The following is a 24769-nucleotide window of genomic DNA, read 5'->3' on the forward strand; positions in this document are numbered from 1 at the left end:
CTATCTGACCGCGGTAGAAACGCTTAGTTAGGGCTTGCGTAAGTTACTGGTGGGTAGCATTATTTGCCCATGAGCCATTACAACGCCAACCTGCGCGATATCGAATTCTGCCTCTTTGACCTCTTCCAAACCGAGAAGGTGCTGGGAACTTCCATCTTTAGCGAACTCGATCGCGAAACTGCGATGGGGATGTTGGAAGAGATGAAGCGCTTAACCGAGAATGATCTCGCCGAATCTTTCGTTGAAGGCGATCGCGTTGGTGCAATTCTCAATAAAGAAACTGGAAATGTCACTCTTCCAGAAAGTTTTAAAAAATCTTACAAAGCTTATATCGATGGCGAATGGTGGCGTCTTGATGCACCGGTTGATTTAGGCGGAACAAAAGTTCCGGCAGCAGTTCGCTGGGCGATCGCCGAAATGGTTTTAGGTTCAAACCCTGCGATTCACATTTATGCATCAGGTTACGCGTTTGCGCAAGTTGCATATGTTTTGGGTACTGAAGATCAGAAGCAGATGGCGAAGTTAATGGTTGATCGCCACTGGGGCGCAACAATGCAGTTAACAGAACCAGATGCTGGTTCAGATGTTGGTGCAGGTCGAAGCAAGGCGGTGCAACAACCTGATGGAACTTGGCATATCACCGGCACAAAGCGCTACATCACATCAGGTGATGCAGACTTCTACGAGAACGTTATGCACTTCGTTCTTGCTCGTCGCGAAGGTGGCGGACCAGGAACTAAGGGTCTTTCGCTCTTCTTAATTCCTAAATTTATGTTTGATCTCAAGACCGGTGATCTTGGAAAGCGTAACGGTGTTTTTGTAACCTCACTTGAAAGCAAGATGGGTCTAAACGTTTCTGCTACTTGTGAAGTTAACCTGGGAGAGAAAGAGCCAGCAGTTGGTTATTTGTTAGGTGAAGTACACGAAGGTATTGCGCAGATGTTTAAGGTAATTGAATTTGCGCGCATGATGGTCGGTACCAAGGCGATCGCGACTTTATCTGCTGGATATCAGCAAGCACTTAGCTATGCGAAAACCCGTGTACAAGGCGGGGATATGAAGGTTATGAACGATAAGGCGAGCCCGCGCGTAACGATTATTCACCACCCAGATGTGCGTCGTTCTTTGATGGTACAGAAGTCATACTCCGAAGGTATGCGCGCGCTAGTGCTTTACACCGCAACTATTCAAGATGAGATTGAACTCGCTCGTGCAGCTGGCGATGAGGCAAAAGTAAAGACAATGGAAGCGCTTAACGATCTCTTGCTGCCAGTTGTTAAGGGTTACGGCTCTGAAAAATCTTGGACACTTCTTGGTACTGAATCGCTGCAAACATTTGGTGGCGCCGGCTTTACCCAAGATTGGCCACTAGAACAATATGTTCGCGATGCCAAGATCGATACTTTGTATGAAGGCACAACTGCAATTCAAGGTCTTGATTTCTTCTTCCGCAAAGTTGTTAAAGATGGCGGAAAAGCACTTGGCCTTCTTGGTAAAGAGATCCAAACATTTGCTGAAGCAGGCGGTGCACATCTTGATGAGAAGCAAGCTCTACTTAAAGCTCTCGGTGATCTAAATGGCATGGTTGGAGTTCTTGTTGGACACGCCATGGCATCACAAGAATCTGCGCCAGAGATTTACAAAGTTGGTTTAAATACATCGCGTGTATTGATGGCAGTTGGCGACATCATCACCTCGTGGTTATTGCTACGCCAAGCAGATATCGCTGCTGAGCGTTTGCCGAGCGCATCTGCAAAGGATGCCGATTTCTACACCGGCAAAATCGCATCAGCGAAGTTCTTTGTGACAAATTATCTGCCACATATCACCGCTGATCGTAAGATTGTTGAGGCCACCGATAGTTCAATTATGGAGATCTCTGAAAACGCCTTCTAAATAACTTTTGCTAATTAGGCGAATATCTAACTTAAGATAGGCTCACCCAATGCTAAATAAGCATCGGGGCGAGCTCTACCTAGTTATAGGTGCGATCTTCTTCTCCATGAACGGTGTAGTCGTCACCTTGGTCCTCGACCATATGACGACATTTCGCTTGGCCCAAGTCCGCGCAATTGGAACCTTCTTCCTTCTCTTTCTTATTACCTTTATTCAGGATCGAAATTCCCTAAAGGCCGAACGTCGCGAAATCCCAACCTTGCTCTTCTATGGCGTTTTCGGCTACGCGATGGTGCAACTCGGTTACTTCATCGGCATTTCTCGCGGTGTTCCGCTTAGCTTGGTGCTGATTATCGAATTTACAGCGCCGATTTGGATCGTTCTCTGGATTAAATTTGTTCGCAAATCAGTCGTTGCTAAAGATATGTGGGTGGCAATTGCACTTTCATTGCTCGGTTTAATTCTGGTTGCAAAAGTTTGGCAAGGTTTTTCATTCGACTTAATCGGATCTTTTGGTGCCCTTGGCGCCGCGTTGGCTTTGGCCGTTTACTTCTTAATGAGCCAATCGCAAGGCACAAAACGTTCTGCGCAAGCGATGGTTGTTTGGGGAATGGGAGTCGCAGGGCTTTTCTGGTCTTTAGTGCTGCCGATCTGGAATTTTCCTACGGCAATTTTCACAACTGAAATTAACTTGCAGGGACGCTTTAGCGACTACAGCGCACCAGGTTGGTTATTGATTGCCTATGTAATTGTTTTTGGAACGTTGGTTCCGTACCTATTTGTGGTCGGTGGAATTCGCAGGTTAAGTGCTTCAACATCTAGCGTTATCGGAATGTTGGAACCCGTTTTGGCTGGAGCATTTGCTTGGATCTGGTTATCGCAATCATGGACAGCGATTCAATTATTTGGCGGACTTATTGTATTAATCGGTATCTATATTGCAGATAGAGCAAAGACAAACGCTAAATAGTTTTATTCGTTCCAAGCGCCATCTTGTGGTTCTTGCGGCGCAGTAAAGTCGCGACCTGCACCGGCACTTGGCGCCATATCTGCAAAGCGCGCAAAGTGAAGTTGTGCAGCAACGGTAATTGTCTTGGTCTGACCGTTACGGTGCTTAGCAACGATTAGATCTGCTTCACCTGAACGGTTCTGAGAGTCATACATATCATCGCGGTGGAGCAAGATAACTACGTCGGCATCTTGTTCGATAGAACCAGATTCGCGAAGGTCAGAGAGCATCGGCTTCTTATCTGAACGCTGTTCTGGTGAACGGTTAAGCTGTGAGATCGCAATAACCGGAACGTTTAACTCTTTCGCCATAAGTTTTAGGTGGCGAGAGAATTCAGATACTTCTTGTTGGCGGTTTTCTACGCGCTTGCCGCTAGTCATCAACTGCAAATAATCGATAACAATGAGCTTTAAATCATGGCGCTGCTTTAAACGGCGGGCTTTAGCGCGGATCTCCATCATCGAAAGGTTTGGAGAGTCATCGATAAATAGAGGTGCGGCAGAGATTTCTCCCATACGGCGCGCCAGCTTCGACCATTCTTCATCGCTTAACTGACCGGCGCGAATATTATTTAAACCAACTCGCGCTTCAGCAGACAACATACGCATTGTGATTTCAGAGCGCGACATTTCGAGCGAGAAAATAACTGATGTTTTGCCGTCGTGGATTGATGCATGTCGTGCAATATCAAGGCCGAGAGTTGATTTACCAACTGCAGGACGAGCCGCCAAGATAATCATGTTGCCGGGATGGAAGCCGTGCGTTAAGAGATCTAGATCGCGGAAACCAGATTTAACTCCTTCAATGCCTGTTCCCTTTTGAATCGCTTCGATCTCATCGAGCGCTTCAGGTAGCAGCGTTGCAAGTTGTACATAATCTTCTGAGGTGCGGCGTTCGGTAACTGCATAAACTTCGGCTTGCGCTTGATCGACTGCGTCGTCAACTTCACCTTCGACGTTGTAACCGAGTTGCACAATCTTTGTGCCGGCTTCAACAAGGCGGCGCATGATCGCGTGTTCGCGAACAATTTTTGCGTAGTAACTTGCATTTGCTGCAGTTGGAACAGATGAAATTAAAGTGTGTAGGTAAGGTGCGCCGCCTGCACGTGCGATGTCGCCGCGCTTTGTAAGCTCAGCAGAAACTGTGACTGCATCCGCTGGTTCGCCGCGACCGTAGAGATCGAGAATTGCATCGTAAATTAACTCGTGCGCCGGACGATAGAAATCGCGTTCGCGTAAAATTTCTAGAACATCTGCAATTGCATCTTTTGATAAGAGCATTCCGCCTAGAACAGATTGCTCTGCAATTAAATCCTGTGGTGGAGTGCGCTCGAACTCAGCGCCAACGTTGTTATAGGAGGCGTTGGCTCGCGAAGAGCTGTTAGGTAGTTCGGCGATACTCACGGGTGTAACTTCCCACCTTGCACTGACAAAAGCGAAGGCACCTGGGGATAAGGCTGTGTATAAAGGGGTGGATAAGCGCCTTTTCCTGTGTAAATCCCTGTGTGCAGGGTGTGGGTAACTATTTACTTTTCGCACAATTTAAAGGAAAGCGCAGGTCAGATAGGGGTAGCACTCACTATTGGCTGTGCATGAAAGTAAATTCTCACTTCTCAACTGATGAGATTTAGCTTTGCAAAAGAAAAAACCCCGACCGAATTAACGGCCGGGGTTTTTATCAATAACTTACTTACCAGCAACAACCTTTACGGTCACCGTTGCAACAACTGAATGTGCAAGTGAGACCTTAACTGTGTGCTCGCCAGCCTTCTTGATATGTCCAGCAGTTTTGATGCTGTGACGATCGATATCGACGCCTGCTGCTGCCTTGATAGCTGCTGCGATGTCTTTATCTGTGACAGAACCGAATAGGCGACCAGCTGTTCCAGCTTTAACTGAGACAGTGATTGTTGCCTTTTCAAGTGATGCCTTGATCTCTTTGGCGTGATCGATATCGCGGACTTCACGTGCAGCGCGAGCGCGACGGATTCCTTCGATCTGCTTTTCGCCACCAAGTGACCATGCGATTGCAACGCCACGTGGCAACAAGAAGTTGCGTGCGTAGCCATCTTTAACAGTTACTACATCGCCGGCTGAACCGAGCTTTGTAACTTCGCGAGTGAGGATAAGTTTCATTTTCTCATTCCCCCTTAGCGAGCTGTCGATGTGTAAGGCAAGAGCGCTACTTCACGGCTGTTCTTAACAGCTGTTGCGACCGAGCGTTGGTGTTGTGTGCATGCGCCAGTGACGCGACGAGCGCGGATCTTGCCGCGATCGGAAATGTACTTGCGAAGTGTGGCGATATCTTTGTAATCGATATATGTCACCTTGTCGCGGCAGAAGCTGCAAGGCTTCTTCTTGAACTTCTTATTTAGGGCTGCAGCTTTTGCGCCCTTATTTTTCGGTTCCTTGAGGTTCCGGTTATTTCTTGCTCCCATTGTGGTGCTCCTTTTAAGTGGGCCCTAGGTGTTTAAGCTAGGAATGGATGGTTAGGTTTATAAGGCTTAAAAAGGTGGTTCTTCAGAGGTTGTGGTTGCCCATCCTCCGCCTGCATTGCTTGTTGAAGCAGCAGCCCATGGATCGTCATTAAATGACTCTCCGCCGGTTGCAGCTGGTGCAGAGAATCCGCCACTTGTTCCGCCTGCGCGTTGTGCACGAGTCACCTTCGCGGTTGCGTTACGTAGTGATGGACCGACTTCATCAACTTCTACCTCAAAAACAGTGCGCTTTTCACCTTCTTTAGTTTCATATGAACGCTGCTTTAGTCGACCCGAGAGAATGACGCGCATTCCCTTTGTTAGCGACTCTGCAACGTTCTCCGCAGCTTGACGCCAGATCTGACATTGAAGGAAGAGGCTCTCGCCATCTTTCCATTCGTTAGTTGTCTTATCTAGATAACGAGGTGTTGAGGCAACGCGAAATTTTGCGACGGCCGCACCTGATGGTGTGAAACGAAGCTCGGGATCGTCAACTAGGTTGCCGATCATTGTGATTGTTGTATCTCCTGCTGCCATTTTTTACCTCTTCTCTCAGTTCACTGAGACTTATCTACTGGTGGAGTCCTTGCTTTAAATTATCGTCAACGAGTGACAGTTAAGGAGCGACGCTCCCTAACTGTGGATTACTCGGGACGCATAACCTTTGTACGGAGTACAGATTCATTCAAATTAAGTTGGCGATCCAACTCTTTGATTGCTGCTGGTTCGCAATTCATATCGATGACTGCGTAGATACCTTCGCCTTTTTTCAGAATTTCAAAAGACATACGGCGCTTGCCCCAAAGGTCAAGCTTGTTTACTGTGCCACCGCTATCTTTGATGATCTTGAGATATGTCTCAAGGCTTGGTGTGACTGTGCGTTCTTCAAGTTCTGGATCAAGAATGACCATTAATTCATAGTGACGCATGCGTTAACCCGACCTCCTCTGGACTAAGACGGCCACGGTATTTCCGTGACAGGAGGGTTAGTGCTTCTTTGTTTAGCCCCCGATGGGAGCCTCACGCTGAAGGGTTAAGGGTACGCGTTGCCGCTTTCAAAGAGAAATTCACGCAGGGATCTGTGGGCGGCTGGCCCCTGGGTGCCTCCGGCCAGCCCGCGGCGCACAAAGATGGCTATTAAGTAAATGGTGGCTGCGATTCGCAGCAAGGTAATTAGCGCGTATCCGTAGAGCGGCAGACCAAATTTTGCGCCGGTGACTGTCGCCAAGTGCTGCCAAATTGCTACGTGATAAATAACTTCGGCGCCTTGCCAGATCCAGAAGGCATGTAAATCACGTTTATCAATTAACGCAATTACCGCAAGTGGAGTTAGCCATAAAACATATTGTGGAGAGTAAACCTTGCTAGCAACCATCACCGATGCGAGAACTATGAAACTTAGCGAAGCAAGTGATGGAATGGTGCGGAGTTCAAGAATGTAAATTATGATTGCCGCAAAAGCTGCCAGTAAAACTAAAATTGAAAGGTAGTTAAGGTTTGCCAGATTTATACCCAGTGCAGTGAAGGCATACCAAAGCGATCCCCAATCCGAACCGCGTGAAAGATTTAATTGATAGAAACGTAACCAACCTTCAGGGGTTGTTAAGTAAACCGGCAGGTTGATGGCAGTAAATGTGGCAGCTGTGATTAAGAGATAACGCAGCGCCCCAGAAATTTGGTTACGTCGCAAGAAGATAAAGGCGATCGGAAGCAGTAAGAAGATCGGCATGAACTTAGTTGATATTGAAAGCCCAAGTGCAAGTGCGCTTAAATCTAATTTCTTTCGATCAAACCAATAGATCGCACCTAACATCGAGATAATCGCCCAGAGATCCCAGTTTATGTAAAGCGATGCAATTGCAGCCGGTGCAAGTGGTGTTAAGTAGGCAAACTCAGGGCGCATCTTGGCGACGATTAGTGAGATGAAGATAAATAACAGCGCTAGAAAAAAAACATTTGCGTAGAAATAATTCTGCAGTGCGTTATCACCCGTTGGAACTATTTTTGCAACCACCCACATAATCGCACCAGTTACAACTGGATATTCAACAGAAGCATCGCCATTGCTATAGGCCCATTCGCCTTTATTTAAGCCTCTTTCGCCGTATAAGGCTGGAAGATCGGAGTAACAGGCATGAACATATTGGCCAGGCGTTGACCAGTCAGTTGATATGCAAGGGCTAAATTTTGCGAAACTTAACAGTGAAGCAAGTATCGCTAGCGCAATTAACGCGCGTGCACTTGTGCGCACGGATTAGTCTTCTTTTCTTACCTGAACGCCGCCGCTGGTCATCACTATTGGATCAAGCCCACCAATATTTGCTGGCGCCGGGAAGCTCATCTCAGGTTGTCCTCTGAGCGCACCCTTCATAAATGCAGTCCAGATTCGCGCTGGAAAAGTTCCACCTGTAACAGATGTCAGTCCACCGATTCCGTTTAGTGATTCTGATGCGCTATCGCGGAAGAGCGCAACTGATGCAGCAAGTTGTGGTGTGTATGCACTAAACCAAGCAGATGCATTTGACTGGCTAGTTCCGGTCTTTCCAGCCGCTGGACGACCGAGTGCAAGAGCAGCTGAACCTGTTCCACCATTTACAACGCTCTTTAGAGCATAAGTTAAATCAGCCATTACATCTTTAGAGAAAACCTCTTGGGTCTGCATTGTTCCTTCATAGAGCAGACCTTTATTTGGTCCTGTAACTGATGTGATCAGATACGGCTTTGCATAAACACCTTGGGCAGCAAATGTGGCATAGGCATTTGCAACATCGATTACGTGTGGGCTTGCAACACCGAGTGAAACAGACGGTGATGGAACCATGGCAACCGATTCTGGAATACCTGCGCGACGTGCAGCATCGACAACTTTATCCAGACCTGCTTTTTGTCCGAGTGGAACATAGATTGTGTTGATTGAATGTTTCGTTGCCTGCAGAAGATCTATCTGGCCCCAACCTTCATTTCCATAATTTGAAACTTCATATGGCTTACCTAGATCATCAAAGATTTGTGGTGAATCACCGTTCCACATTGAAGTAAGTGGAATACCAGCTTCAAGTGCTGCGATAAGTGCGAAGGGCTTAAAAGTAGAGCCGGCTAGCGCAATTGACTGGGTGGCATCGTTTAATTGACGCTCCAAATAATCGCGGCCACCGAACATCGCAACAATCTCGCCCGTTCCGGGACGGATCGCAGCTAAACCAATTCTTAAATTATCGGGGGCCTTCTTGGGATAGAACTTAGTTACCGCATCAACTGCTGATTGCTGTGCGCGCTGATCGATAGTTGTTTTGATTACTAGGCCGCCGACAAGTAATTGGTCTTCAGTAAAACCTAACTTGCCCATCTCTTTTTGAACTGCGGCGACGATATGTCCCTTAGGTCCACTCAATTGTCCAGTTTTGGTACGCGGGATAACGGTTGGGAATTTCGCTTTAGCGGCATCTTCGGCTGTAATCCATTCGCGTTCTAACATGCCGTCAATTACATATTTAAATCGGTTCTCTAAACGTACGCCATTCTCTTTAGACAGTGACGGGTCGTAATAACCAGGAGAGCGCAAAATACTTGCGATCACCGCCATCTGAGATAAGTTGAGTTGGTTTGCGTTGCGATTGAAATACTGCTGCGATGCGGTCTGCACGCCATAGGAACCGCGGCCGAAGTAAATAGTATTTAAATAATTTTCGAGAATCTGATCTTTCGATAGAGAATTCTCCAACTTCAAAGAGATAACTAGCTCTTTGATCTTTCTTTGGATCGTTCGGCTGGGAGAGAGAAAGGCGGTTTTGGCGTATTGCTGGGTGATTGTTGATCCGCCTTCACCATTTAAATTACCGGAGCGTAAGTTGTTAAGTAGTGCGCGCGTAATACCAGTGATGCTAAATGCTTTATTTGAATAAAAGTTTCGATCTTCGGCGGCCAGAACTGCGTTACGTAGATCTAGCGGAATTTTGGCAAGTGGCAAGATTTGGCGATTTTGAGATCCGATGCGCCCAATCTCTTGACCATTTGAATATTGAATAATTGTTGATTGGCTATTTACATATGCATTCGGATCTGGAATTGAAACGGTAAACCAAGCAAATGCGAATAGCGTTGATCCAGCGATAAAACCAAAGCCGGCTAAGAAAATACCGGCGCGGATAAGTTTTCTGCGGATCATTTCTTAAGGTTACCCTTTAACCCAATCTTCATCTTCCAAGGTGCGTACGCGACGGGGTGGCTTTCGCTCACTTCCATCGCCTAATAGATATGAAGAGCAGAGATGGTTCCAAGAGCATTCACGGCAGACTTCAACGGTATAAACGGCAAACTCCCCGAACTCTTTCTCCATTTCCAACAACTCAACCTCAGTCTTTATGCGACCTGAGAATTGTCCGAGTTGATCACCAAATGTATAACGCAGTTCAACTAGCGATTCTTTTTTACAGACTGGACATTTTCGTTGCGCTTTCTCACCGTGATATTTAGCGGCGCGCATCAAATAAGGGTCAGCATCACAGGCATCAACTACTCCGCGAAAGAGCGCCAATAAAGTGGCGCGCTTATCAAGTGAATAATCAATGAACGCACGCTTGGATTTCATAATGAGAGAAGGATAAACCTCTTTTGCAGGCTTTGCGCGACTACCCTTTAACTATGAACGTCTGGCAGATTTTGACCGATCGCAAATTCTCTCGGTTACTCCGCCTACGCTGGACAGGTCAGATGACCGATGGAATATTCCAGAGCGCCTTAGCCTCATTCGTTTTATTTTCACCAGAGCGCCAAGCAAATGCACTTAACGCCGCCTTAGCATTTGCTGTGGTTCTTCTTCCATATTCTTTAATTGGTCCATTTGTCGGAACGATTTTGGATCGCGTTTCCAGACAACGAGCGATCATGTTTGCCAACTTAACTAGAGCAGCGACTTTATCGATTATCTCGCTTCTGATATTTCAAGGGCGAACCGGTATTGAGATGACCGTCTTTGTTCTCGTTGCTTTTGGAGTTAATCGTTTAATTCTTGCCGGACTCTCTGCAGGTATTCCGCTGATGATTGAAAGTAAATCTCTCATTAGCGCCAACGCTCTTGCTGTGACTGGTGGTTCGGTTTGGGTGGTTTTAGGTGGCGGAATTGGCCTTGGTTTACGCCGATTAATCAACGAGACAACCACTGCAGATAAAGCAGATGGCTTCATAATCTTGGTGGCGGCAGCGGGTTATTTAATTGCCGCGCTCTTTGCTTCGTTGTTAAAGCGAAAAGAGATTGGCCCGTTAGATCACGAGATAAAGAACGCAAGCTTTACCCAAGGCTTAATTGAAATGCGCGAAGGTGTCCGTTTTCTTCGCCAACATATGGATGCGGCGCGCGGTATCGGTGCGATTGCAATTCATCGCGGTGGAATAACTGCCTTGACCCTTATTGCTCTCTTGTTAGAGCGAAACACCTTTAACGATCCGGCCGATAATGAGGCGGGGTTGGCGGGACTTAGTTTTACCTTATCTATTGCAGCAATCGGTTTCGTTGTTGGCGCAGTGGCCGCACCTTACGGAGTTCGCCTGGTTGGGCGCCATCGTTGGATGAGATTTTCATTAATTGCCAGCACTTGTGGCCCATTATTCATCTTATTTGTGCGAACACCCCTAACTTTGATCTGCGCAGCCTTTGTGACCGCGTTATTTGGGCAGAGTTTAAAAGTTACCAATGACGCTCTAGTTCAATCAAAGATCGATGATATTTATCGCGGTCGCGTCTTCTCTGTTTATGACGTGGTCGTAAATGGCGCAATTGTTTCAGGCGCTGTTATTGCAGCACTGCTTCTACCTAATACTGGAGATAGTTATCTAGTGCCGCTAATCGTCTCAACGATTTATTTAATCGCCGGGCTTCGCCTACTTCGTAGTGGGGTTTTCTTTGCTCCACCAGTTAAGTAGTTCTTCAGTAGCGCGATCTTCACCCAGCGGGCCATGCTCAAGGCGCAACTCAAGTAGGTAATCCAATGCTTTACCAACTGCAGCAGATGGTTTGATGTTAAGTAACTTCATAACTTGCGCGCCATCTAAATCTGGACGGATTCTAGAAAGTTCTTCTTCCTCCATTAATTTCGCGATGCGCGCTTCGAGCCCGTCATAAGTCTTGGCTAATCGCTCTGCCTTCTTCGCATTACGTGTTGTGCAATCAGCGCGAGTTAAAACATGTAAATGAACCAGTAAATCCCCTGCATCGCGCACATAACGGCGCACTGCAGAATCAGTCCATTCGCCATCTCCGTAGCCATGGAAACGCAGGTGTAGCGCTACTAAGGTTTCAACTTGTTCAATCGTATCACCGTCAAAGCGCAACGCTTTCAACCTGGACTTGGTAAGACGTGCGCCAACAATTTCATGGTGATGAAAGGACACTCCTCCACCTGGAATTAAATTACGCGTCTTTGGTTTACCAATGTCGTGAAGTAGCGCTGCCAGGCGAATAATTAAATTAGGACCACCTAGGCGGTCTTCATGAGAAATCGCCTGCTCTAGAACGGTTATTGAATGCTCGTAAACATCTTTGTGGTGGTGGTGTTCATCAATTTCGAGGCGGAGTTTAGGTATCTCTGGAAGAACTATTTCGGCAAGGCCCGTTTCAACTAAAATTGTAATTCCGGTTCGTGGGTTCTTCGACATTAACATTTTTGTAAATTCGTCTCGAACACGTTCAGCTGAAATTATTGAGATTCTTCCAGCCATATCTTTTATCGCCTGCAGAACATCGGGTGCAATTTCGAAATCTAATTGGCTAGCAAATCGCGCTGCGCGCATCATGCGCAGTGGATCGTCAGAGAAAGAGTTTTCCGCCTTTGCTGGTGTGCGTAAAACTCTCTTCGCTAAATCTTCCAAGCCGTTGAAGGGGTCGATAAATTCAGGAGTTTTTGTGGTTAGCTCTAGCGCCATTGAGTTAACTGTGAAATCACGTCGTGATAAATCACCTTCGATTGAATCACCGTACTCAACTTCAGGTTTGCGACTATCGGGATCGTAACTTTCAGTTCGGTAAGTTGTAACTTCAACAGTTGTGTCACCGCGTTTTCCAGCAACAGTTCCGAATTCAATTCCGGTATCCCAAACGTTTTCCGCCCAACCTTGCAGAATTTTCTTTGTAACTTCTGGTCGCGCATCGGTTGTGAAATCTAAATCATTTCCAAGTCGGCCAAGCAGCGCATCGCGAACTGGTCCGCCAACTAAAGCCAAGCGAAATCCTTGGGCGGCAAAACTTTGGGCGAGTGAACTTGCCAGCGGTGCCCGTTTAATGAGTGAGGCGATCGCAACTTCTCCCGCGGCTCCTAATGCACTCGTCACAAGACCAAGATTAGAGCAGTACCCTTGGTCTATGACCCCGGCACCTAGTGCGGGCAGCGAAGGTACGAAGAAAAAGCGCAGGCGTAGACGCCCCGCAAATCGCGCCCCACTTGCAAGTGATTCACCTGCCAAAGATGCGCAGGCGCAGAATAAACGCCCTGCAAAGAGCCCTGCCAAGAATCCTGCAAAAAATTACGCCAAACGGGTAGATGAAGTCAGCGCTGGCGGTTTGGTTATTGATCACAGCGGTAAGAACGGTCTTTTAATCGGTCGCATTGATCATAAAGATGCCAGCGGAAAACGAATTTTGTGGTCCCTTCCAAAGGGCCATATAGAAGAAGGTGAAACTCCTGAACAGGCTGCGCTCCGTGAAGTCGCCGAAGAAACCGGAATCCAGTCTGAGATCGAGCGATCTTTAGGTGTGATTGATTTCTGGTTTATGGCAGGCGGTAAGCGAATTCATAAAACTGTTCACCATTACTTGTTTCGCGAGACTGGTGGGTTATTAGCACCGCAAGAGAGTGAAGTTGATGAGGTCGGTTGGTTTCCACTTGCTGAAATTGTTGATCGTTTAGCTTATCCAGATGAGAAGAAATTGATTGCACGGACTGACGCAACCGCTGAAGTTGGCGCTAAATGAAGAAGTTATCCGCACTCTTCTTATCTTTAGCTTTTCTATTTATAAGTTTTCCGCATTCTGTTGCTGATGTAACCGTAACAAAGTTAACTAGTAAGCCATACCAACTATTTGATGGCACTTTTAGAAATGATGATCTAACTAACGATCTACTTCCAACAGGCCGATTGGGTAAGCCACTTGAAAGTAAGCCTAAAGGGCCGCGTACTTGGGTTATTGATGGGGCACTACTTGATGAAGTTGCAGCTATGGCAGATGGATACGAGTTAAGTAATGGTGAGTTAACCACTGGACAGCTCGTTGCAAAAGGTTGGATCTCTCGCTTAATTCTTTTAACGGCTGGCGATAAAGTATTTGCGCTGCCTTATGGAAATCCTGATTTATCACTAGCTACGCGCTCAGCTCCTAGCGAGCTTCGCCTATATAAAAGTTATGGCATAGAGCGAGTTGAATTTCATTTAAACCGTAAGGTTTCGCCCGGAGATAGCAGTGTTTGGAGCACCGGTAAATCACGTTTAAGCCCTGTATTGCGTAAGAAATATACGCAAAATCGCCAAGCGTTAACTGCATTGTCATCGGTTGTGAGCGCTCCTGAAGTTAAAGCCCAGCGCGCGAAGTTAGCGGTTTTACTTTCGCCGTCGCTTAATCAGAAAGATCGCGAATTTTTCTCATATGACGCAGCCGATGGGGTAGCAAAAACCTTAAATCGTTTACGTGTTTCTTCAGGAAAATATCAAATCGCATCCGAAACCGGAAAAGTTCCAGTCACTGTAACAAATGATTTTGGCGTTCCTGTAAGTGTTGCAGTCAATTTAACTCCACTCAACTCACGTGTACAGGTATCGGATGTTCCAACTTTCACCATCGGTGCAAATTCGCGAACCCAGCTCTCAATTCCATTTAACGCTATCGCTCCTGGTGCAACAACTGTGCTCGCACAAATCACAAATGCGGAAGGCGATGAAATTGGTCCAGCATCGCGCTTAGCAATTAAAGTAACTTTCTTTGATTCGCGGGTTACTTACTTCACGATAGGTGCGGCGCTCTTGCTATTTGTAGCGGCTTTAACCCAGACTATTCGCAGAATACGAAGGGGGCGTAATGAAAAGCAATGAGCTTTTTCGCGCCTCAGGTGTTATGGCGATCGGAACAATCCTTTCGCGTATTACTGGTTTCTTCCGGGCAATTCTTGCCGTTGCTGTCTTGGGCACAGCGCTACTTGCAGATTCATACAACGTGGCAAACACAATGCCAAATATTCTCTACAACTTACTTGTTGGTGGAGCGCTAACCGCGATCTTCGTTCCGCAATTAGTGCGCTCATTCTCTGATGAAGATGGTGGACATGGTTTTGCCTCGCGCTTAGTTACAACAATTTCTGGAATTCTCTTACTCCTTGTTTTAGTTGGCGTAATTTTTGCGCCGTACCTTGTAAAACTCTATGCGCCAGAGTTTGCAACTGACGGTTTTGAGCGCGAATTCTCTATCGCAGTTGCTTTCACCCGTTATTGCCTGCCGCAGATTTTCTTTTTAGGGCTATTTACGATGTTGGGGCAAGTTGCTAATGCGCGTGGTTCTTTCGCTCCTTTAATGTGGGCGCCAATCGCTAATAACCTCGTTGTTATAGTGATTTTTAGCGGTGTTCTATTCCTTCAAGAAAGCATCTCCGTTGAAAACATTACCGACGCCCAGATCCAACTTCTCGGTTGGGGAACAACTCTCGGAATTGTTATTCAGGCACTTATCTTGATCCCGGTTGTTAAGAAATCTGGAATACGTCTGCGCCCAATTTTCGGTGTTGCAGGGCTTGGTAAATCTTTCTCTCTAGCCGGTTGGACCTTGGTTTATGTTTTGATCTCTCAACTTGGTTACTTAATTACGGTAAATGTCGCTACTAGCGCCGCGGTGCGAAGCGCCCAAGCGGGAATAACAACTGGTGTTGGTTTCACACCATTTACCAGCGCTTACTACATTATGTTGCTGCCGTATTCAATCGTCACGATTTCAATCGTTACCGCCTTGCTTCCACATTTATCTAAGTTAGCGATTGATAAGAATGTCGAAGAAGTTAAGAAGCAGTTGATTCGTGCAATCCGCATGTGTGGTGTTGTAACAGTTCCAAGCTCTGTCGCATTATTGCTCTTTGGTTCACTAATGACTGAAGTTCTCTACTTTGGTATTTCACTTGAAGACTCTCGTTACATTGGTTATGTCTTATCGGCGCTAAGTTTAGGTTTGGTTGCATTCTCAATTAACTTAGTTTTGATCCGTGGCTTTAATGCTTTTGAAGATACCAAGACCCAAGTTGTATCTATCTTGATAATCAACATAATCTCATCAGTTCTCTCGTATGTTTTCTTGGCAACGTTAAAGAGTGAGTTTGTAACAATTGGTTTGGGCGTGGCCTTTGCGGTTAGTTACATCCTCGGTCTATTTGTAACGATCGCGCTTTTAAAGAAACACACCGGGCCTCTAGAGATGTCGAAGTTTGCAGGTCAGCATGCGCGCCTATATCTAGCATCGGCGATCGCGATGGTTCCCTTCTTTCTTCTCGCCTTCTTCTTTAATTGGATGAATGATGATGCCGCGCCCCTCATTGGCGTAGCTCGTTTATTAGTTGTTTTGATTGGAAGTGGGGTCGGGTTCTTGCTCGTTGCGCATGCCTTGAAAATCACGGAAATCACTGCGATGAAAGAGTTTGCAATCTCACTTTTGGGTAAGCGCCGTGCTGCCCGCGCAAAGTAATCTCGAATGGATACGCTGAGCCCATGGTAAGAAATCTCGTAATCGTTGGTTCTGGTCCTGCCGGATATACCGCTGCTATCTACGCTGCCCGCGCCCAGTTAGATCCAGTTATTTACGAGGGTTCAGTTACTGCAGGTGGCGCGTTGATGAACACCACTGAGGTAGAAAATTTTCCAGGCTTTGTCGATGGCGTGATGGGTCCAGATCTAATGGACAGCATGCGCAAACAAGCAAAACGTTTCGGCGCAGAGCTAATTACCGATGATGTTGTTGAAATGGATTTATCTGGCGATATCAAAATTATTAAAGATGGTTCTGGAAATACCGTCGAAGCTAAAGCGGTAATCCTTGCAATGGGATCTGCTTATAAGGAAATTGGTTTAGAGAACGAAAAGCGTTTATCTGGTCGCGGAGTTTCATGGTGTGCAACTTGCGATGGTTTCTTCTTCCGCGATCAGACAATTGCTGTAGTTGGTGGCGGAGACTCTGCAGTTGAAGAAGCGACTTTCTTAACAAAGTTTGCCTCAAAGGTTGTTTTGATCCACCGCCGCGATTCACTTCGCGCCTCAAAAATTATGGCAGAGCGCGCTTTTGCAAATCCAAAGATTGAAATGCTCTGGAATACCGAAGTAACAGATGTACTCGGTGCGGAGAAAGTTGAAGCGTTAGAACTTCGCAATACAGTTACTGGTGAAGTTAGTAAGCGAGATTTCACTGGGCTCTTTGTCGCCATCGGGCATATTCCGCGCAGTGAACTTGTTACATCTCAAGTAACGCTAAATGAAGAGGGTTATGTTTCAGTAGAAGGACGCTCAACGCGCACCAACTTGAAGGGCGTCTTTGCCTGCGGCGATCTTGTCGATTTCACATATCGCCAAGCAATTACTGCAGCAGGGTCGGGATGTCAGGCGGCGTTAGACGCTGAAAAATTCCTCTCGCACTAGTACTCTTACAACAACGTAGTTTTTAGCAGTTAAAAGCAGATCTAAAGCAGATATAGAACCGATTAAATAGGAGCAGCAAATGAGCGCAGGAAAAGTAACCGCAGCCAATTTCGATGAGGTCGTACTCAAGAGCAGCAAGCCAGTTCTTGTTGATTTCTGGGCTGAGTGGTGTGGACCTTGCCGCGCAGTCGGACCAATCCTTGATGAGATCGCAACTGAACACGGCGACAAGCTCACTATCGTGAAGCTAAATACCGATGAAGAATCAGCGATCGCGATCAAATATGGAGTTACATCAATTCCGATGCTCAACGTTTATGTGAACGGTGAAGTTGTAAAGACAATTATTGGTGCAAAGCCAAAGCCAGCGCTTTTAAAAGAGCTCGAAGGCTTCATCTAATCAACTCGTTGGTTTAGATCTCTTATGAAAGAACTATCTCCTGACGAGATTCGTTCTTTTCAGCAAGAGCGTGGTTTGCATGTAACCGGTGAGTTAAATGACCAGACCAAACGCGCACTTGAAGAATCTCGCTGGAAGTTAGGCGATCGTTCTTTAAATCTTCAACCATCTCCAATGATGCGCGGTGACGATGTTGCAGCACTTCAAGCGCGCCTTACCGAGATGGGTTTTAACGCTGGTCGAGTCGATGGAATATTTGGTGAGCGCACTGAATCTGCAGTAAAAGAGTTTCAAAAATCGGTAGGAATAAAAGTTGATGGTAAATGTGGTCCAGCAACAATTATCGCGTTGATTCGTTTAACTAAAATAGTTTCCGGTGGAGCGCCTGCACAAATGCGCGAAAGCGCTAAGCAACGAAATCGTGGCCCTGCACTTGCAAATAAGGTAATTGTTTTAGATCCGGCATTTGGCAACGATGAAGCAGAGATTGTTTATGACATTGCACAACGTTTAGAGGGTCGATTGTTAGCACTTGGCGCCAGTGTGTTTTTAACCCGCGGACCAAAGAATGTTTTGACAGAGAATGAAATCATTACTTTCTCAAATAAAAATAGCGCAGACTTAGTTATCTCTTTACATACTGATAAACACTCAAACCCTGACGCGCATGGAGTTTCAACTTACTTTTACGGCAGCGATGCCCATGGAGTGCATTCAATAGTTGGTGAGAGATTTGCATCCCTTGTGCAGCGCGAGCTCTGCGCGCGCACTGATTTATTAAATTGCCGAACCCATGCCAAAACTTGGGATCTACTTCGCCTAACTCAAGCCCCAGCGGTACGTGTAGATCTTGGTTATCTAACAAATCCTGGCGATGCCGCTCGCCTTGCCCGTCCTGATTTTCGCGATACTTTGGCTGAGGCTTTTATTATTGCGATTCAACGCCTTTATCTATCGGCTGAGGATGATGCTAAAACAGGAACTTTGCGGTTATCTGACCTGCGAAGTGCGGGCATTCGTCGCTAGTTTTAATTAATTCGCTAGCGCTAGTGGGCATGTGGGAGACTAACGGGTATGTCTGAGGTATCAGTTCGCTATCAAACCGGTGTACCGCAAAATCTAGAACAACGATTTGCAACTCGCGCCGCCGGAATGTTGCCTTCTGAAATTCGCTCGCTCTTCGCTGTTGCATCTCGCCCAGAAATTGTTTCGCTGGCTGGTGGAATGCCAAATCTTTCAGCACTTCCAATGGAGATGATGGCTGGGGTTGTTAATCAATTAATTTTAAGTAATGGCGCGGAAGCTCTGCAGTACGGCAGCGGTCAAGGACATCCAAAACTTCGCGAGCAAATCTGCGACGTTATGGCCCTTGAAGGAATTCGCGCCAATCCCGATGACATTGTCGTTACAACCGGTTCACAGCAAGCACTTGATTTGATTTCACGAATTTTTATCGATCCAGGCGACGTTGTTCTAGTTGAAGCCCCTTCATATGTCGGAGCTCTTGGAACATTTAGACAATATGAGGCATCTGTAGTCCACGTTGAGATGGATATGAACGGCCTGGTTCCGGATGCACTGCGAGTAGCGATTAAATCTGTACGCGCTGCCGGTCGCAAGATTAAATTCTTGTATTTGATTCCAAATTACCAAAATCCAACAGGTGTATTGCTGCCAGCAGATCGCCGTACTGAAATTCTAAATATCTGCCGCGAAGAAGGAATCTTCGTTGTTGAAGATAACCCTTACGGACTTCTTGGTTTTGATCGCCCATCACCAAATGCGATGCGCGCTGAAGATTCCGAAAACGTTATCTATCTTGGTTCATTCTCAAAGACCATCGCATCAGGTTTGCGTATTGGTTGGGCGCTAGTTCCACAGTCGTTAAAAGATAAATTGGTAATTGCATCCGAATCATCAATTCTCTGCCCATCAAACTTCACTCAACTAACTATCTCTAGCTACCTCGCTGATCAGCCGTGGCGCGATCAGATTGCATCATTCTGCGAGCTATATAAGGTGCGCCGCGATGCGATGCTCGAATCACTTGAGCAATATTTTCCAAAAGAGGCTACTTGGACAAAACCAGGTGGCGGTTTCTATGTTTGGGTCAACTTGCCACCAGAGATCGACACTAAAGCGATGATGCCGAAGGCGATCGTTGCCAAGGTTGCCTATGTTCCAGGAAATGCTTTCTATGCAGATGGTTTTGGATCTTGGTCGATGCGACTTTCTTACTGCCACCCAACACCTGAGCGAATCCGTGAAGGCGTGAAAGCCTTGGGTGGAATCGTGACGCAGGAAATGTCACGTCGCGGCACCGCACTTAAGTAATTTACTTATCGCCCTCAATTAGATCAACGATTCGCTGTAAATCTTCGCGTCCAGAGTATTCAATAACAATCTTGCCTTTGCCGTTAACGCCCTGCACGCTCACGCGGGTATCTAGGTAATCACTCAACAACTCTTCGGCAGCCAGGGTTTCTCCGGTTGTAGAACTTTTTCCGCCTTTACCGCTCTTGGTTGAACCCTTCTTTGGTGAATGAATTGCGACAGCTTCTTCAGTTGCGCGAACACTTAAACCTTCGGCAACGATTCGATTAGCCAACTTTTCAATCTCTGCCTCATCGGTTAGACCAAGCAGTGCGCGAGCATGGCCTGCTGAGATAACTCCCGCAGCAACTTTGCGTTGCACGGTTGGTGGAAGATTTAAAAGACGAATTGTGTTTGAGATAAGCGGGCGAGAGCGACCAAGTTTTAACGCGAGCTCATCGTGTGTGCAGTTAAAGTCGGTAAGTAATTGCGCATAAGCGGCGCCTTCTTCAAGTGGGTTAAGTTGGCTGCGATGAATATTTTCAATTAACGCTTCACGTAAAAGTTCGTTATCGGGAGTCTGGCGAATGATTACAGGAATCTTCTTTAAACCTGCAGCCTTTGCCGCGCGGAAGCGGCGCTCTCCCATAATTAATTCATATTTACCTGGAGATGTTTGGCGCACAACCGGTGGTTGCAAGATGCCGATCTCTTTAATCGATGCAATTAATTCGTTAAGTGCGCCTTCTTCAAAGATGGTGCGGGGTTGGCGTGGGTTTGGAGAAATCGCATCAACTGAAACTTCATTCTGTTGTGCAACTTCATTACCTGCAACGGTAAGAGATGTTGGAATTAAAGAATCTAAATTAGTTCCAAGGCCACCACGTTTTGCACTCATGCTATTTCTCCATCGCGTTTGTAATTAATATTTACAACATTGGAATCGAAGTTAACATCGAGAGCATCTTTTGGTTTTCCGCGTTCTGCAATTTCGCGCGCTACCTGCATATAGGCAATAGCTCCTGGTGATAGCGGGTCATATGTCATAACCGTTTGGTTATATGAAGGCGCCTCAGATACACGTACTGCTCGCGGAATTGGAATATCAATTAACTCTTTTGGAAAGTGCGCGCGAACATTTGCAGCGACATCATTTGATAAACGGGTGCGGCCATCAAACATTGTTAAAACAATTGTTGAAAGATCGAGGTTTGCATTTAGGCGCTTCTTAACAACACCATATGTTTCAAGGAGTTGTGATAAACCTTCAAGTGCGTAATATTCAGTTTGAATTGGAATTAAAAGTTCACGTGCTGCAGCAAGTGCGTTGATGGTTAACAAGCCAAGTGATGGTGGGCAATCGATAAAGATGTAATCGTAATTTGGTGAAATTTCATCGAGCGCTTCTTTCAAACGAAGTTCGCGCGCAACCATTGAAACTAAATTAACTTCAGCATTTGCAAGAGATGAATTTGAAGGAACACAATCAAGTGCGGGAAATCCGGCAACCTTTTGAATTACAGAACTGATCTGCGCAGTTCCCATAAGCACGTCATAAACGCCTTCGATATCACGGTGAGGAACGCCCAAAGCGGTGCTGGCGTTGCCCTGTGGATCTAGATCAACGACTAGGACCCGAAGTCCGCCCATAGATAGGGCTGCTGCGATATTGACTGTTGTGGTGGTCTTTCCGACCCCACCTTTCTGGTTTGCCACAGTGAAGATACGGGTCGAGGCAGGTTTTGCCATCGCCTCTTTTAGCCGCCGGACGCCGACGACCTTTGTCTCGCTCTCGCGATCGCTTGTTTCACGTGAATCAACCACGCGCCTATCTAAGCACTTATTAGAGAGCCTTTACGCACAGAGATAACTCTGCCGAGCTCAATTCCCTCAAGTTTTATCTCGTGGAGCTCAGCTCCTTTGATGCCAACCATCTCATTTGCCGCAGACTCCCCCTTCATCGCTAAAAGGGACCCTCCGGTTTTAACCATATGCCAGCTAATCTTCTTCAACTTCTCCATTGGAGCCACGGCGCGGGCGGTAACAAAGTCAGCGCTCTTCTTTACATCCTGGGCTCGGCCACGGATGACCTCAATCTCAACTCCGCCAGCGGCAATCGCCGCAACCGCCTCATTTAAGAACTCAACTCTGCGCTCAAGAGGCTCAATTAAGGTCACTTTTAAGTCAGGTCGGGCTAGGGCGATAACGATTCCGGGTAGACCTGCCCCTGAGCCGATATCGAAGAGGGAGGCCCCTTGCGGCAAAAGTTGGGTTACTGGCAGGCAGTTAAAGATATGGCGATCCCAGATCCGCTCGCCTTCGCGAGGGCCAATTAACCCTCGTTCAATGCCTGCGGTGGTGAGGAATTCGGCGTAGGCGCGGATAGCGTCCTCTTGCCCAGGAAAGTACTTGGTAATGAGCGTTTCACGTGAAACTGACTCCGGCTGGAGATTTGTCATGAGCTCCCTTTAGGCGGGATAGATGACGACGAAGCGGTTTGGATCTTCGCCATCTGACTCAGATGAGAGACCTAGGGTCTGGATCGTGTCGTGGATGATCTTGCGCTCAAAGGCGTTCATTGGGTCGAGTTTGATCGATGCCCCAGTGGTCTTTGCCTGCTCTGCCATCTTCTCGGCAAGAGCGGTTAGCTCCTTGCGGCGGCCTGAGCGGAATCCATCGATATCGAGCATCAGGCGGCTACGGTCGCCGGTCGCTGTCTGAACAGCAAGGCGAGTTAGCTCCTGGATTGCATCTAGGACTTCACCTTCCTGGCCGACTAGGTGGCGAAGCTTTCCACCAACGATCGCCAGGCTGGCGCGGTCGTTTTCAACGTCGATATCGATATCGCCATCTAGGTCTGCAATATCTAGTAAACCTTCGAGGTAATCAGCTGCGATATCGCCTTCTTCCTCAAGGCGCGCAATTGTCTTTGGCGCCTTCTTGGTAGGTGTTCCGGCCTCAGCGGTCTCGTTTTCCAATACTTCCGTGGTCTCTTCGCTCATCTTCTCACTCCTTGTAGTTATGTAAAGTTATTTGGGTCTTTTGATAGTTTTTGTACTTAAATGTCCGCTTTACTTCTTCTTTTTCTTCTTTGGTTGCTTTCTCTGGCCTTTAACTTCGCCGGTTCCTTCAGCACCGTCTTCAGGGTTTGTTCCATCGGGAACAGTTCCTGTTGAGTCTTTCGAACCTTTTTTATCTTTCGCTGCCTTCTTCTTTTGTAGCTCTTCGTAGGCAGGTGAACCTGGTGTTGGGTTTCGTTTAATTACATAGAACTGCTGTCCCCATGTCCAGAAGTTTGTTGTTGACCAGTAGATCAAAACTCCAACCGGGAAGTTAACACCAGATACCGCGAAAATTACTGGGAATAAATACAACATGATTTTCTGCTGTTGCAACATCATATTGTTGCTGGAATCCATCTTTGGCATTCCTTTTACCATCAACTGACGTTGTGTTGTAAAAGTTGTAGCAGACATAATGAAAATCAAAATAACTGTGACAATCTTTACAGTTGTATCGGGTGAACCTAGGAAAGTCTCTGAGATCTTCGCACCAAAAAATGTTGCTTGTGCTGCGCTATCTAGATAATCACCTTTTAGGAATCCGCGTGCGATTGGCGCTGATACGCCAGCATCTGTCTTTGCAGCGATTCCATTTAGAACTGTAAAGAGTGCGAAGAAGATTGGTGCTTGCGCCAAGATTGGAAAACATGATGCAAGTGGATTTGTCTTATGCTCTTTGTAGAGCTTCATCATCTCTTCAGATTGTTTTTGGCGATCATCTTTATATTTAGTTTGGATCGCCTTCATCTGTGGTTGTAGTGCAGTAAGTGCGCGCTGACTTTTAATCTGCTTAACAAATAGCGGGATCAAAATAATACGAATTAAAACAACAAGTCCGACGATCGAGAGCGCCCAAGTAACTCCGCTATCGAAACCGAAGATAGGTGAGAGCAAGTAGTGAATTCCGACAATAACTCCGGATACGAAGTTATAGAGGGGGTTTAAAATAAAGCCCATTAGTTAGCTCCTACACTGGTTTTCTCGGTGGTTTTAATTTTTGTTGAGCCTTCTTTAATTGCGTAATCAACGCCGCCATGTGACCATGGGTTACAGCGCACCAGGCGCCAGAGCGCCATACCTACGCCGCGAATTCCGTAATGCGAAATTGCAGATGCGGCATATGTTGAACAAGATGGGTAGTACTTACAACGCGGCGCGAAAGATGGGGAGATCCATTTTTGATAGAAGTTAATTACCGCAACTAATACTGTGCGCATCTACTTCACCGCGTTTCGGGTTGAGCGTTCCAGTAATTTAGTGACAAGTTTTTCAACCTCAGAGATAACGTCAGAAGATGAGCTTTTAGCCAGTGCGCGAATTACAAAGAGAGAATTTGTTGGCAGTTTTGAAAGTTGTGGCGCTGCTGCATGGCGAAGTTTGCGAGCTAAAGCATGGCGCGCAACCGAGCCACCGACTCCTTTATTAACAATTAACCCAAACTTTGGTGGGTTGGTTTCTTCTGGCGCAGGTTTGATGTAGAGGTATCCAACAAAGTGCTCTGAGGTAACGCGGGTTCCGCTCTTTGTTGCGCGAGCGAAATCGGCGGTTAAATTCAAACGTGCGTTTTTAGGCAGCACGAGATTTTCCGGTGCGGCTCTATAACTTACGCAGAGAGACGAACGCGGCCTTTGGCGCGACGAGCTGAAAGAACTGCACGTCCTGCGCGAGTTGCCATGCGTGCGCGGAAGCCGTGCTTCTTGGCGCGACGACGAGTATTAGGTTGGAAGGTGCGCTTTGTCATGATGACTCCTCTTAAAACTTAAATTGCGGCCAGTTCGGCTTGAGCGTGGGCGGGTTTTGACTGACCCGACCTGAGCGCAAACCGGTTTCTATGAACTCTTCATAAATACGGGGGAAGCGAGGGTGTAACGGTAGAGGTGGGGATAGAGGTGGGTCAAACTGGATCCTGGGTTGAGGGTTGTGGATAACCGCTTGCTTTTCTCTGGAAAGAGCCCTACTTTTCA

27 protein-coding genes are annotated in these 24769 nt (G+C 46.8%); 10 read left to right on the forward strand and 17 right to left on the reverse strand.

Annotated elements, in window-relative coordinates; translation table 11 throughout:
• Positions 1-69: 69 nt before the first annotated feature.
• On the forward strand, positions 70-1896 hold the full coding sequence (locus A1s21148_RS07320) for an acyl-CoA dehydrogenase (protein ID WP_095671746.1): 1827 nt from the start codon (positions 70-72) through the stop codon (positions 1894-1896).
• 49 nt (positions 1897-1945) lie between these two features.
• Positions 1946-2866 carry a DMT family transporter gene (locus tag A1s21148_RS07325; RefSeq protein ID WP_095671747.1) on the forward strand — a complete coding sequence of 307 codons (921 nt, stop codon included), beginning with the start codon at positions 1946-1948 and terminating at the stop codon, positions 2864-2866.
• A gap of 2 nt (positions 2867-2868) precedes the next feature.
• Here A1s21148_RS07325 and dnaB read toward each other — a convergent pair whose 3' ends face one another.
• The 8 genes from dnaB to A1s21148_RS07365 all read right to left on the reverse strand — a co-directional run bounded on the left by dnaB (position 2869) and on the right by A1s21148_RS07365 (position 9969).
• A complete protein-coding gene (gene dnaB, locus A1s21148_RS07330; RefSeq protein WP_095671748.1) occupies positions 2869-4308 on the reverse strand; it encodes a replicative DNA helicase in 1440 nt (479 codons plus the stop codon).
• 282 nt (positions 4309-4590) lie between these two features.
• Positions 4591-5040 carry a 50S ribosomal protein L9 gene (gene rplI, locus A1s21148_RS07335; RefSeq protein ID WP_095671749.1) on the reverse strand — a complete coding sequence of 150 codons (450 nt, stop codon included), beginning with the start codon at positions 5038-5040 and terminating at the stop codon, positions 4591-4593.
• A 14-nt stretch (positions 5041-5054) separates the two neighbouring features.
• Positions 5055-5342 (reverse strand): 30S ribosomal protein S18, encoded by a 288-nt coding sequence (gene rpsR / locus A1s21148_RS07340; RefSeq protein WP_095526666.1) that lies wholly within the window; start codon positions 5340-5342, stop codon positions 5055-5057.
• 66 nt (positions 5343-5408) lie between these two features.
• Positions 5409-5918: a single-stranded DNA-binding protein gene (locus A1s21148_RS07345; protein ID WP_095671750.1), complete on the reverse strand. Its 510-nt coding sequence runs from the start codon at positions 5916-5918 to the stop codon at positions 5409-5411.
• 107 nt (positions 5919-6025) lie between these two features.
• Complete coding sequence (gene rpsF, locus A1s21148_RS07350) at positions 6026-6310, reverse strand: 30S ribosomal protein S6 (RefSeq protein WP_095671751.1); 285 nt, start codon at positions 6308-6310, stop codon at positions 6026-6028.
• A 104-nt stretch (positions 6311-6414) separates the two neighbouring features.
• Complete coding sequence (locus A1s21148_RS07355; protein WP_095671752.1) at positions 6415-7632, reverse strand: glycosyltransferase family 87 protein; 1218 nt, start codon at positions 7630-7632, stop codon at positions 6415-6417.
• 3 nt (positions 7633-7635) lie between these two features.
• A complete protein-coding gene (locus tag A1s21148_RS07360) occupies positions 7636-9546 on the reverse strand; it encodes a transglycosylase domain-containing protein (protein ID WP_095671753.1) in 1911 nt (636 codons plus the stop codon).
• A gap of 9 nt (positions 9547-9555) precedes the next feature.
• Positions 9556-9969, reverse strand: coding sequence for a DUF5318 family protein (locus A1s21148_RS07365; protein ID WP_190276882.1), 414 nt, complete (start codon positions 9967-9969; stop codon positions 9556-9558).
• Positions 9970-10022: 53 nt separating this feature from the next.
• Between A1s21148_RS07365 and A1s21148_RS07370 the strand changes: the two genes are divergently transcribed.
• A complete protein-coding gene (locus A1s21148_RS07370; protein ID WP_095671755.1) occupies positions 10023-11300 on the forward strand; it encodes an MFS transporter in 1278 nt (425 codons plus the stop codon).
• Here the strand turns inward: A1s21148_RS07370 and A1s21148_RS07375 are convergent.
• Complete coding sequence (locus A1s21148_RS07375; protein WP_095671756.1) at positions 11259-12704, reverse strand: CCA tRNA nucleotidyltransferase; 1446 nt, start codon at positions 12702-12704, stop codon at positions 11259-11261. The two genes, A1s21148_RS07370 and A1s21148_RS07375, sit on opposite strands and share 42 nt — an antisense overlap.
• Positions 12705-12735: 31 nt before the next feature.
• Between A1s21148_RS07375 and A1s21148_RS07380 the strand changes: the two genes are divergently transcribed.
• The 7 genes from A1s21148_RS07380 to A1s21148_RS07410 all read left to right on the forward strand — a co-directional run bounded on the left by A1s21148_RS07380 (position 12736) and on the right by A1s21148_RS07410 (position 19764).
• Positions 12736-13344: an NUDIX hydrolase gene (locus A1s21148_RS07380; protein ID WP_095671757.1), complete on the forward strand. Its 609-nt coding sequence runs from the start codon at positions 12736-12738 to the stop codon at positions 13342-13344.
• On the forward strand, positions 13341-14456 hold the full coding sequence (locus A1s21148_RS07385) for a DUF6049 family protein (protein ID WP_095671758.1): 1116 nt from the start codon (positions 13341-13343) through the stop codon (positions 14454-14456). Before A1s21148_RS07380 ends, A1s21148_RS07385 begins: the two co-directional genes overlap by 4 nt.
• Positions 14443-16086: a murein biosynthesis integral membrane protein MurJ gene (murJ, locus tag A1s21148_RS07390; protein WP_095671759.1), complete on the forward strand. Its 1644-nt coding sequence runs from the start codon at positions 14443-14445 to the stop codon at positions 16084-16086. Before A1s21148_RS07385 ends, murJ begins: the two co-directional genes overlap by 14 nt.
• Positions 16087-16109: 23 nt before the next feature.
• The gene (gene trxB / locus A1s21148_RS07395; RefSeq protein ID WP_095671760.1) at positions 16110-17030 is read left to right on the forward strand and encodes a thioredoxin-disulfide reductase; all 921 of its coding nucleotides are present in this window, start codon (positions 16110-16112) and stop codon (positions 17028-17030) included.
• A gap of 79 nt (positions 17031-17109) precedes the next feature.
• Complete coding sequence (trxA, locus tag A1s21148_RS07400; protein ID WP_095671761.1) at positions 17110-17430, forward strand: thioredoxin; 321 nt, start codon at positions 17110-17112, stop codon at positions 17428-17430.
• 24 nt (positions 17431-17454) lie between these two features.
• The gene (locus A1s21148_RS07405; RefSeq protein WP_095671762.1) at positions 17455-18456 is read left to right on the forward strand and encodes an N-acetylmuramoyl-L-alanine amidase; all 1002 of its coding nucleotides are present in this window, start codon (positions 17455-17457) and stop codon (positions 18454-18456) included.
• Positions 18457-18504: 48 nt separating this feature from the next.
• Entirely contained in the window at positions 18505-19764 is a 1260-nt protein-coding gene (locus A1s21148_RS07410) for an aminotransferase-like domain-containing protein (protein WP_095671763.1), read from the forward strand.
• A gap of 1 nt (position 19765) precedes the next feature.
• On the opposite strand, the gene A1s21148_RS07415 is transcribed toward A1s21148_RS07410, so the two are convergent.
• From A1s21148_RS07415 to rpmH, 8 genes are all read right to left on the reverse strand, one after another.
• A complete protein-coding gene (locus A1s21148_RS07415) occupies positions 19766-20641 on the reverse strand; it encodes a ParB/RepB/Spo0J family partition protein (protein ID WP_095671764.1) in 876 nt (291 codons plus the stop codon).
• Positions 20638-21567 carry a ParA family protein gene (locus A1s21148_RS07420; RefSeq protein WP_269466850.1) on the reverse strand — a complete coding sequence of 310 codons (930 nt, stop codon included), beginning with the start codon at positions 21565-21567 and terminating at the stop codon, positions 20638-20640. Before A1s21148_RS07420 ends, A1s21148_RS07415 begins: the two co-directional genes overlap by 4 nt.
• A gap of 8 nt (positions 21568-21575) precedes the next feature.
• Positions 21576-22202: a 16S rRNA (guanine(527)-N(7))-methyltransferase RsmG gene (rsmG, locus tag A1s21148_RS07425; protein ID WP_095671765.1), complete on the reverse strand. Its 627-nt coding sequence runs from the start codon at positions 22200-22202 to the stop codon at positions 21576-21578.
• A gap of 9 nt (positions 22203-22211) precedes the next feature.
• Entirely contained in the window at positions 22212-22745 is a 534-nt protein-coding gene (locus A1s21148_RS07430; protein WP_095671766.1) for a Jag family protein, read from the reverse strand.
• A gap of 69 nt (positions 22746-22814) precedes the next feature.
• Complete coding sequence (yidC, locus tag A1s21148_RS07435; RefSeq protein WP_095671767.1) at positions 22815-23762, reverse strand: membrane protein insertase YidC; 948 nt, start codon at positions 23760-23762, stop codon at positions 22815-22817.
• Positions 23762-24022 (reverse strand): membrane protein insertion efficiency factor YidD, encoded by a 261-nt coding sequence (gene yidD / locus A1s21148_RS07440; RefSeq protein WP_095671768.1) that lies wholly within the window; start codon positions 24020-24022, stop codon positions 23762-23764. Before yidD ends, yidC begins: the two co-directional genes overlap by 1 nt.
• Complete coding sequence (gene rnpA / locus A1s21148_RS07445) at positions 24023-24382, reverse strand: ribonuclease P protein component (RefSeq protein ID WP_095671769.1); 360 nt, start codon at positions 24380-24382, stop codon at positions 24023-24025.
• A 26-nt stretch (positions 24383-24408) separates the two neighbouring features.
• Positions 24409-24546, reverse strand: a complete 138-nt coding sequence (gene rpmH / locus A1s21148_RS07450) for a 50S ribosomal protein L34 (protein ID WP_095671770.1) — start codon at positions 24544-24546, stop codon at positions 24409-24411.
• Between the last annotated feature and the right edge of the window lie 223 nt (positions 24547-24769).

It is taken from the genome of Candidatus Planktophila lacus (assembly GCF_002287925.1).
Classification (GTDB): domain Bacteria; phylum Actinomycetota; class Actinomycetes; order Nanopelagicales; family Nanopelagicaceae; genus Planktophila; species Planktophila lacus.

What these genes read in the sequence shown, in the direction of transcription:
- A1s21148_RS07320 (WP_095671746.1), top strand. Translation starts at nt 70, where the DNA reads ATGAGCCATTACAACGCCAACCTGCGCGATATCGAATTCTGCCTCTTT.
- A1s21148_RS07325 (WP_095671747.1), top strand. Translation starts at nt 1,946, where the DNA reads ATGCTAAATAAGCATCGGGGCGAGCTCTACCTAGTTATAGGTGCGATC.
- rplI (WP_095671749.1), bottom strand. Translation starts at nt 5,040, where the DNA reads ATGAAACTTATCCTCACTCGCGAAGTTACAAAGCTCGGTTCAGCCGGC.
- rpsR (WP_095526666.1), bottom strand. Translation starts at nt 5,342, where the DNA reads ATGGGAGCAAGAAATAACCGGAACCTCAAGGAACCGAAAAATAAGGGC.
- A1s21148_RS07345 (WP_095671750.1), bottom strand. Translation starts at nt 5,918, where the DNA reads ATGGCAGCAGGAGATACAACAATCACAATGATCGGCAACCTAGTTGAC.
- rpsF (WP_095671751.1), bottom strand. Translation starts at nt 6,310, where the DNA reads ATGCGTCACTATGAATTAATGGTCATTCTTGATCCAGAACTTGAAGAA.
- A1s21148_RS07360 (WP_095671753.1), bottom strand. Translation starts at nt 9,546, where the DNA reads ATGATCCGCAGAAAACTTATCCGCGCCGGTATTTTCTTAGCCGGCTTT.
- A1s21148_RS07365 (WP_190276882.1), bottom strand. Translation starts at nt 9,969, where the DNA reads ATGAAATCCAAGCGTGCGTTCATTGATTATTCACTTGATAAGCGCGCC.
- A1s21148_RS07370 (WP_095671755.1), top strand. Translation starts at nt 10,023, where the DNA reads ATGAACGTCTGGCAGATTTTGACCGATCGCAAATTCTCTCGGTTACTC.
- A1s21148_RS07380 (WP_095671757.1), top strand. Translation starts at nt 12,736, where the DNA reads ATGACCCCGGCACCTAGTGCGGGCAGCGAAGGTACGAAGAAAAAGCGC.
- A1s21148_RS07385 (WP_095671758.1), top strand. Translation starts at nt 13,341, where the DNA reads ATGAAGAAGTTATCCGCACTCTTCTTATCTTTAGCTTTTCTATTTATA.
- murJ (WP_095671759.1), top strand. Translation starts at nt 14,443, where the DNA reads ATGAAAAGCAATGAGCTTTTTCGCGCCTCAGGTGTTATGGCGATCGGA.
- trxB (WP_095671760.1), top strand. Translation starts at nt 16,110, where the DNA reads ATGGTAAGAAATCTCGTAATCGTTGGTTCTGGTCCTGCCGGATATACC.
- trxA (WP_095671761.1), top strand. Translation starts at nt 17,110, where the DNA reads ATGAGCGCAGGAAAAGTAACCGCAGCCAATTTCGATGAGGTCGTACTC.
- A1s21148_RS07405 (WP_095671762.1), top strand. Translation starts at nt 17,455, where the DNA reads ATGAAAGAACTATCTCCTGACGAGATTCGTTCTTTTCAGCAAGAGCGT.
- A1s21148_RS07410 (WP_095671763.1), top strand. Translation starts at nt 18,505, where the DNA reads ATGTCTGAGGTATCAGTTCGCTATCAAACCGGTGTACCGCAAAATCTA.
- A1s21148_RS07415 (WP_095671764.1), bottom strand. Translation starts at nt 20,641, where the DNA reads ATGAGTGCAAAACGTGGTGGCCTTGGAACTAATTTAGATTCTTTAATT.
- rsmG (WP_095671765.1), bottom strand. Translation starts at nt 22,202, where the DNA reads ATGACAAATCTCCAGCCGGAGTCAGTTTCACGTGAAACGCTCATTACC.
- A1s21148_RS07430 (WP_095671766.1), bottom strand. Translation starts at nt 22,745, where the DNA reads ATGAGCGAAGAGACCACGGAAGTATTGGAAAACGAGACCGCTGAGGCC.
- yidC (WP_095671767.1), bottom strand. Translation starts at nt 23,762, where the DNA reads ATGGGCTTTATTTTAAACCCCCTCTATAACTTCGTATCCGGAGTTATT.
- yidD (WP_095671768.1), bottom strand. Translation starts at nt 24,022, where the DNA reads ATGCGCACAGTATTAGTTGCGGTAATTAACTTCTATCAAAAATGGATC.
- rpmH (WP_095671770.1), bottom strand. Translation starts at nt 24,546, where the DNA reads ATGACAAAGCGCACCTTCCAACCTAATACTCGTCGTCGCGCCAAGAAG.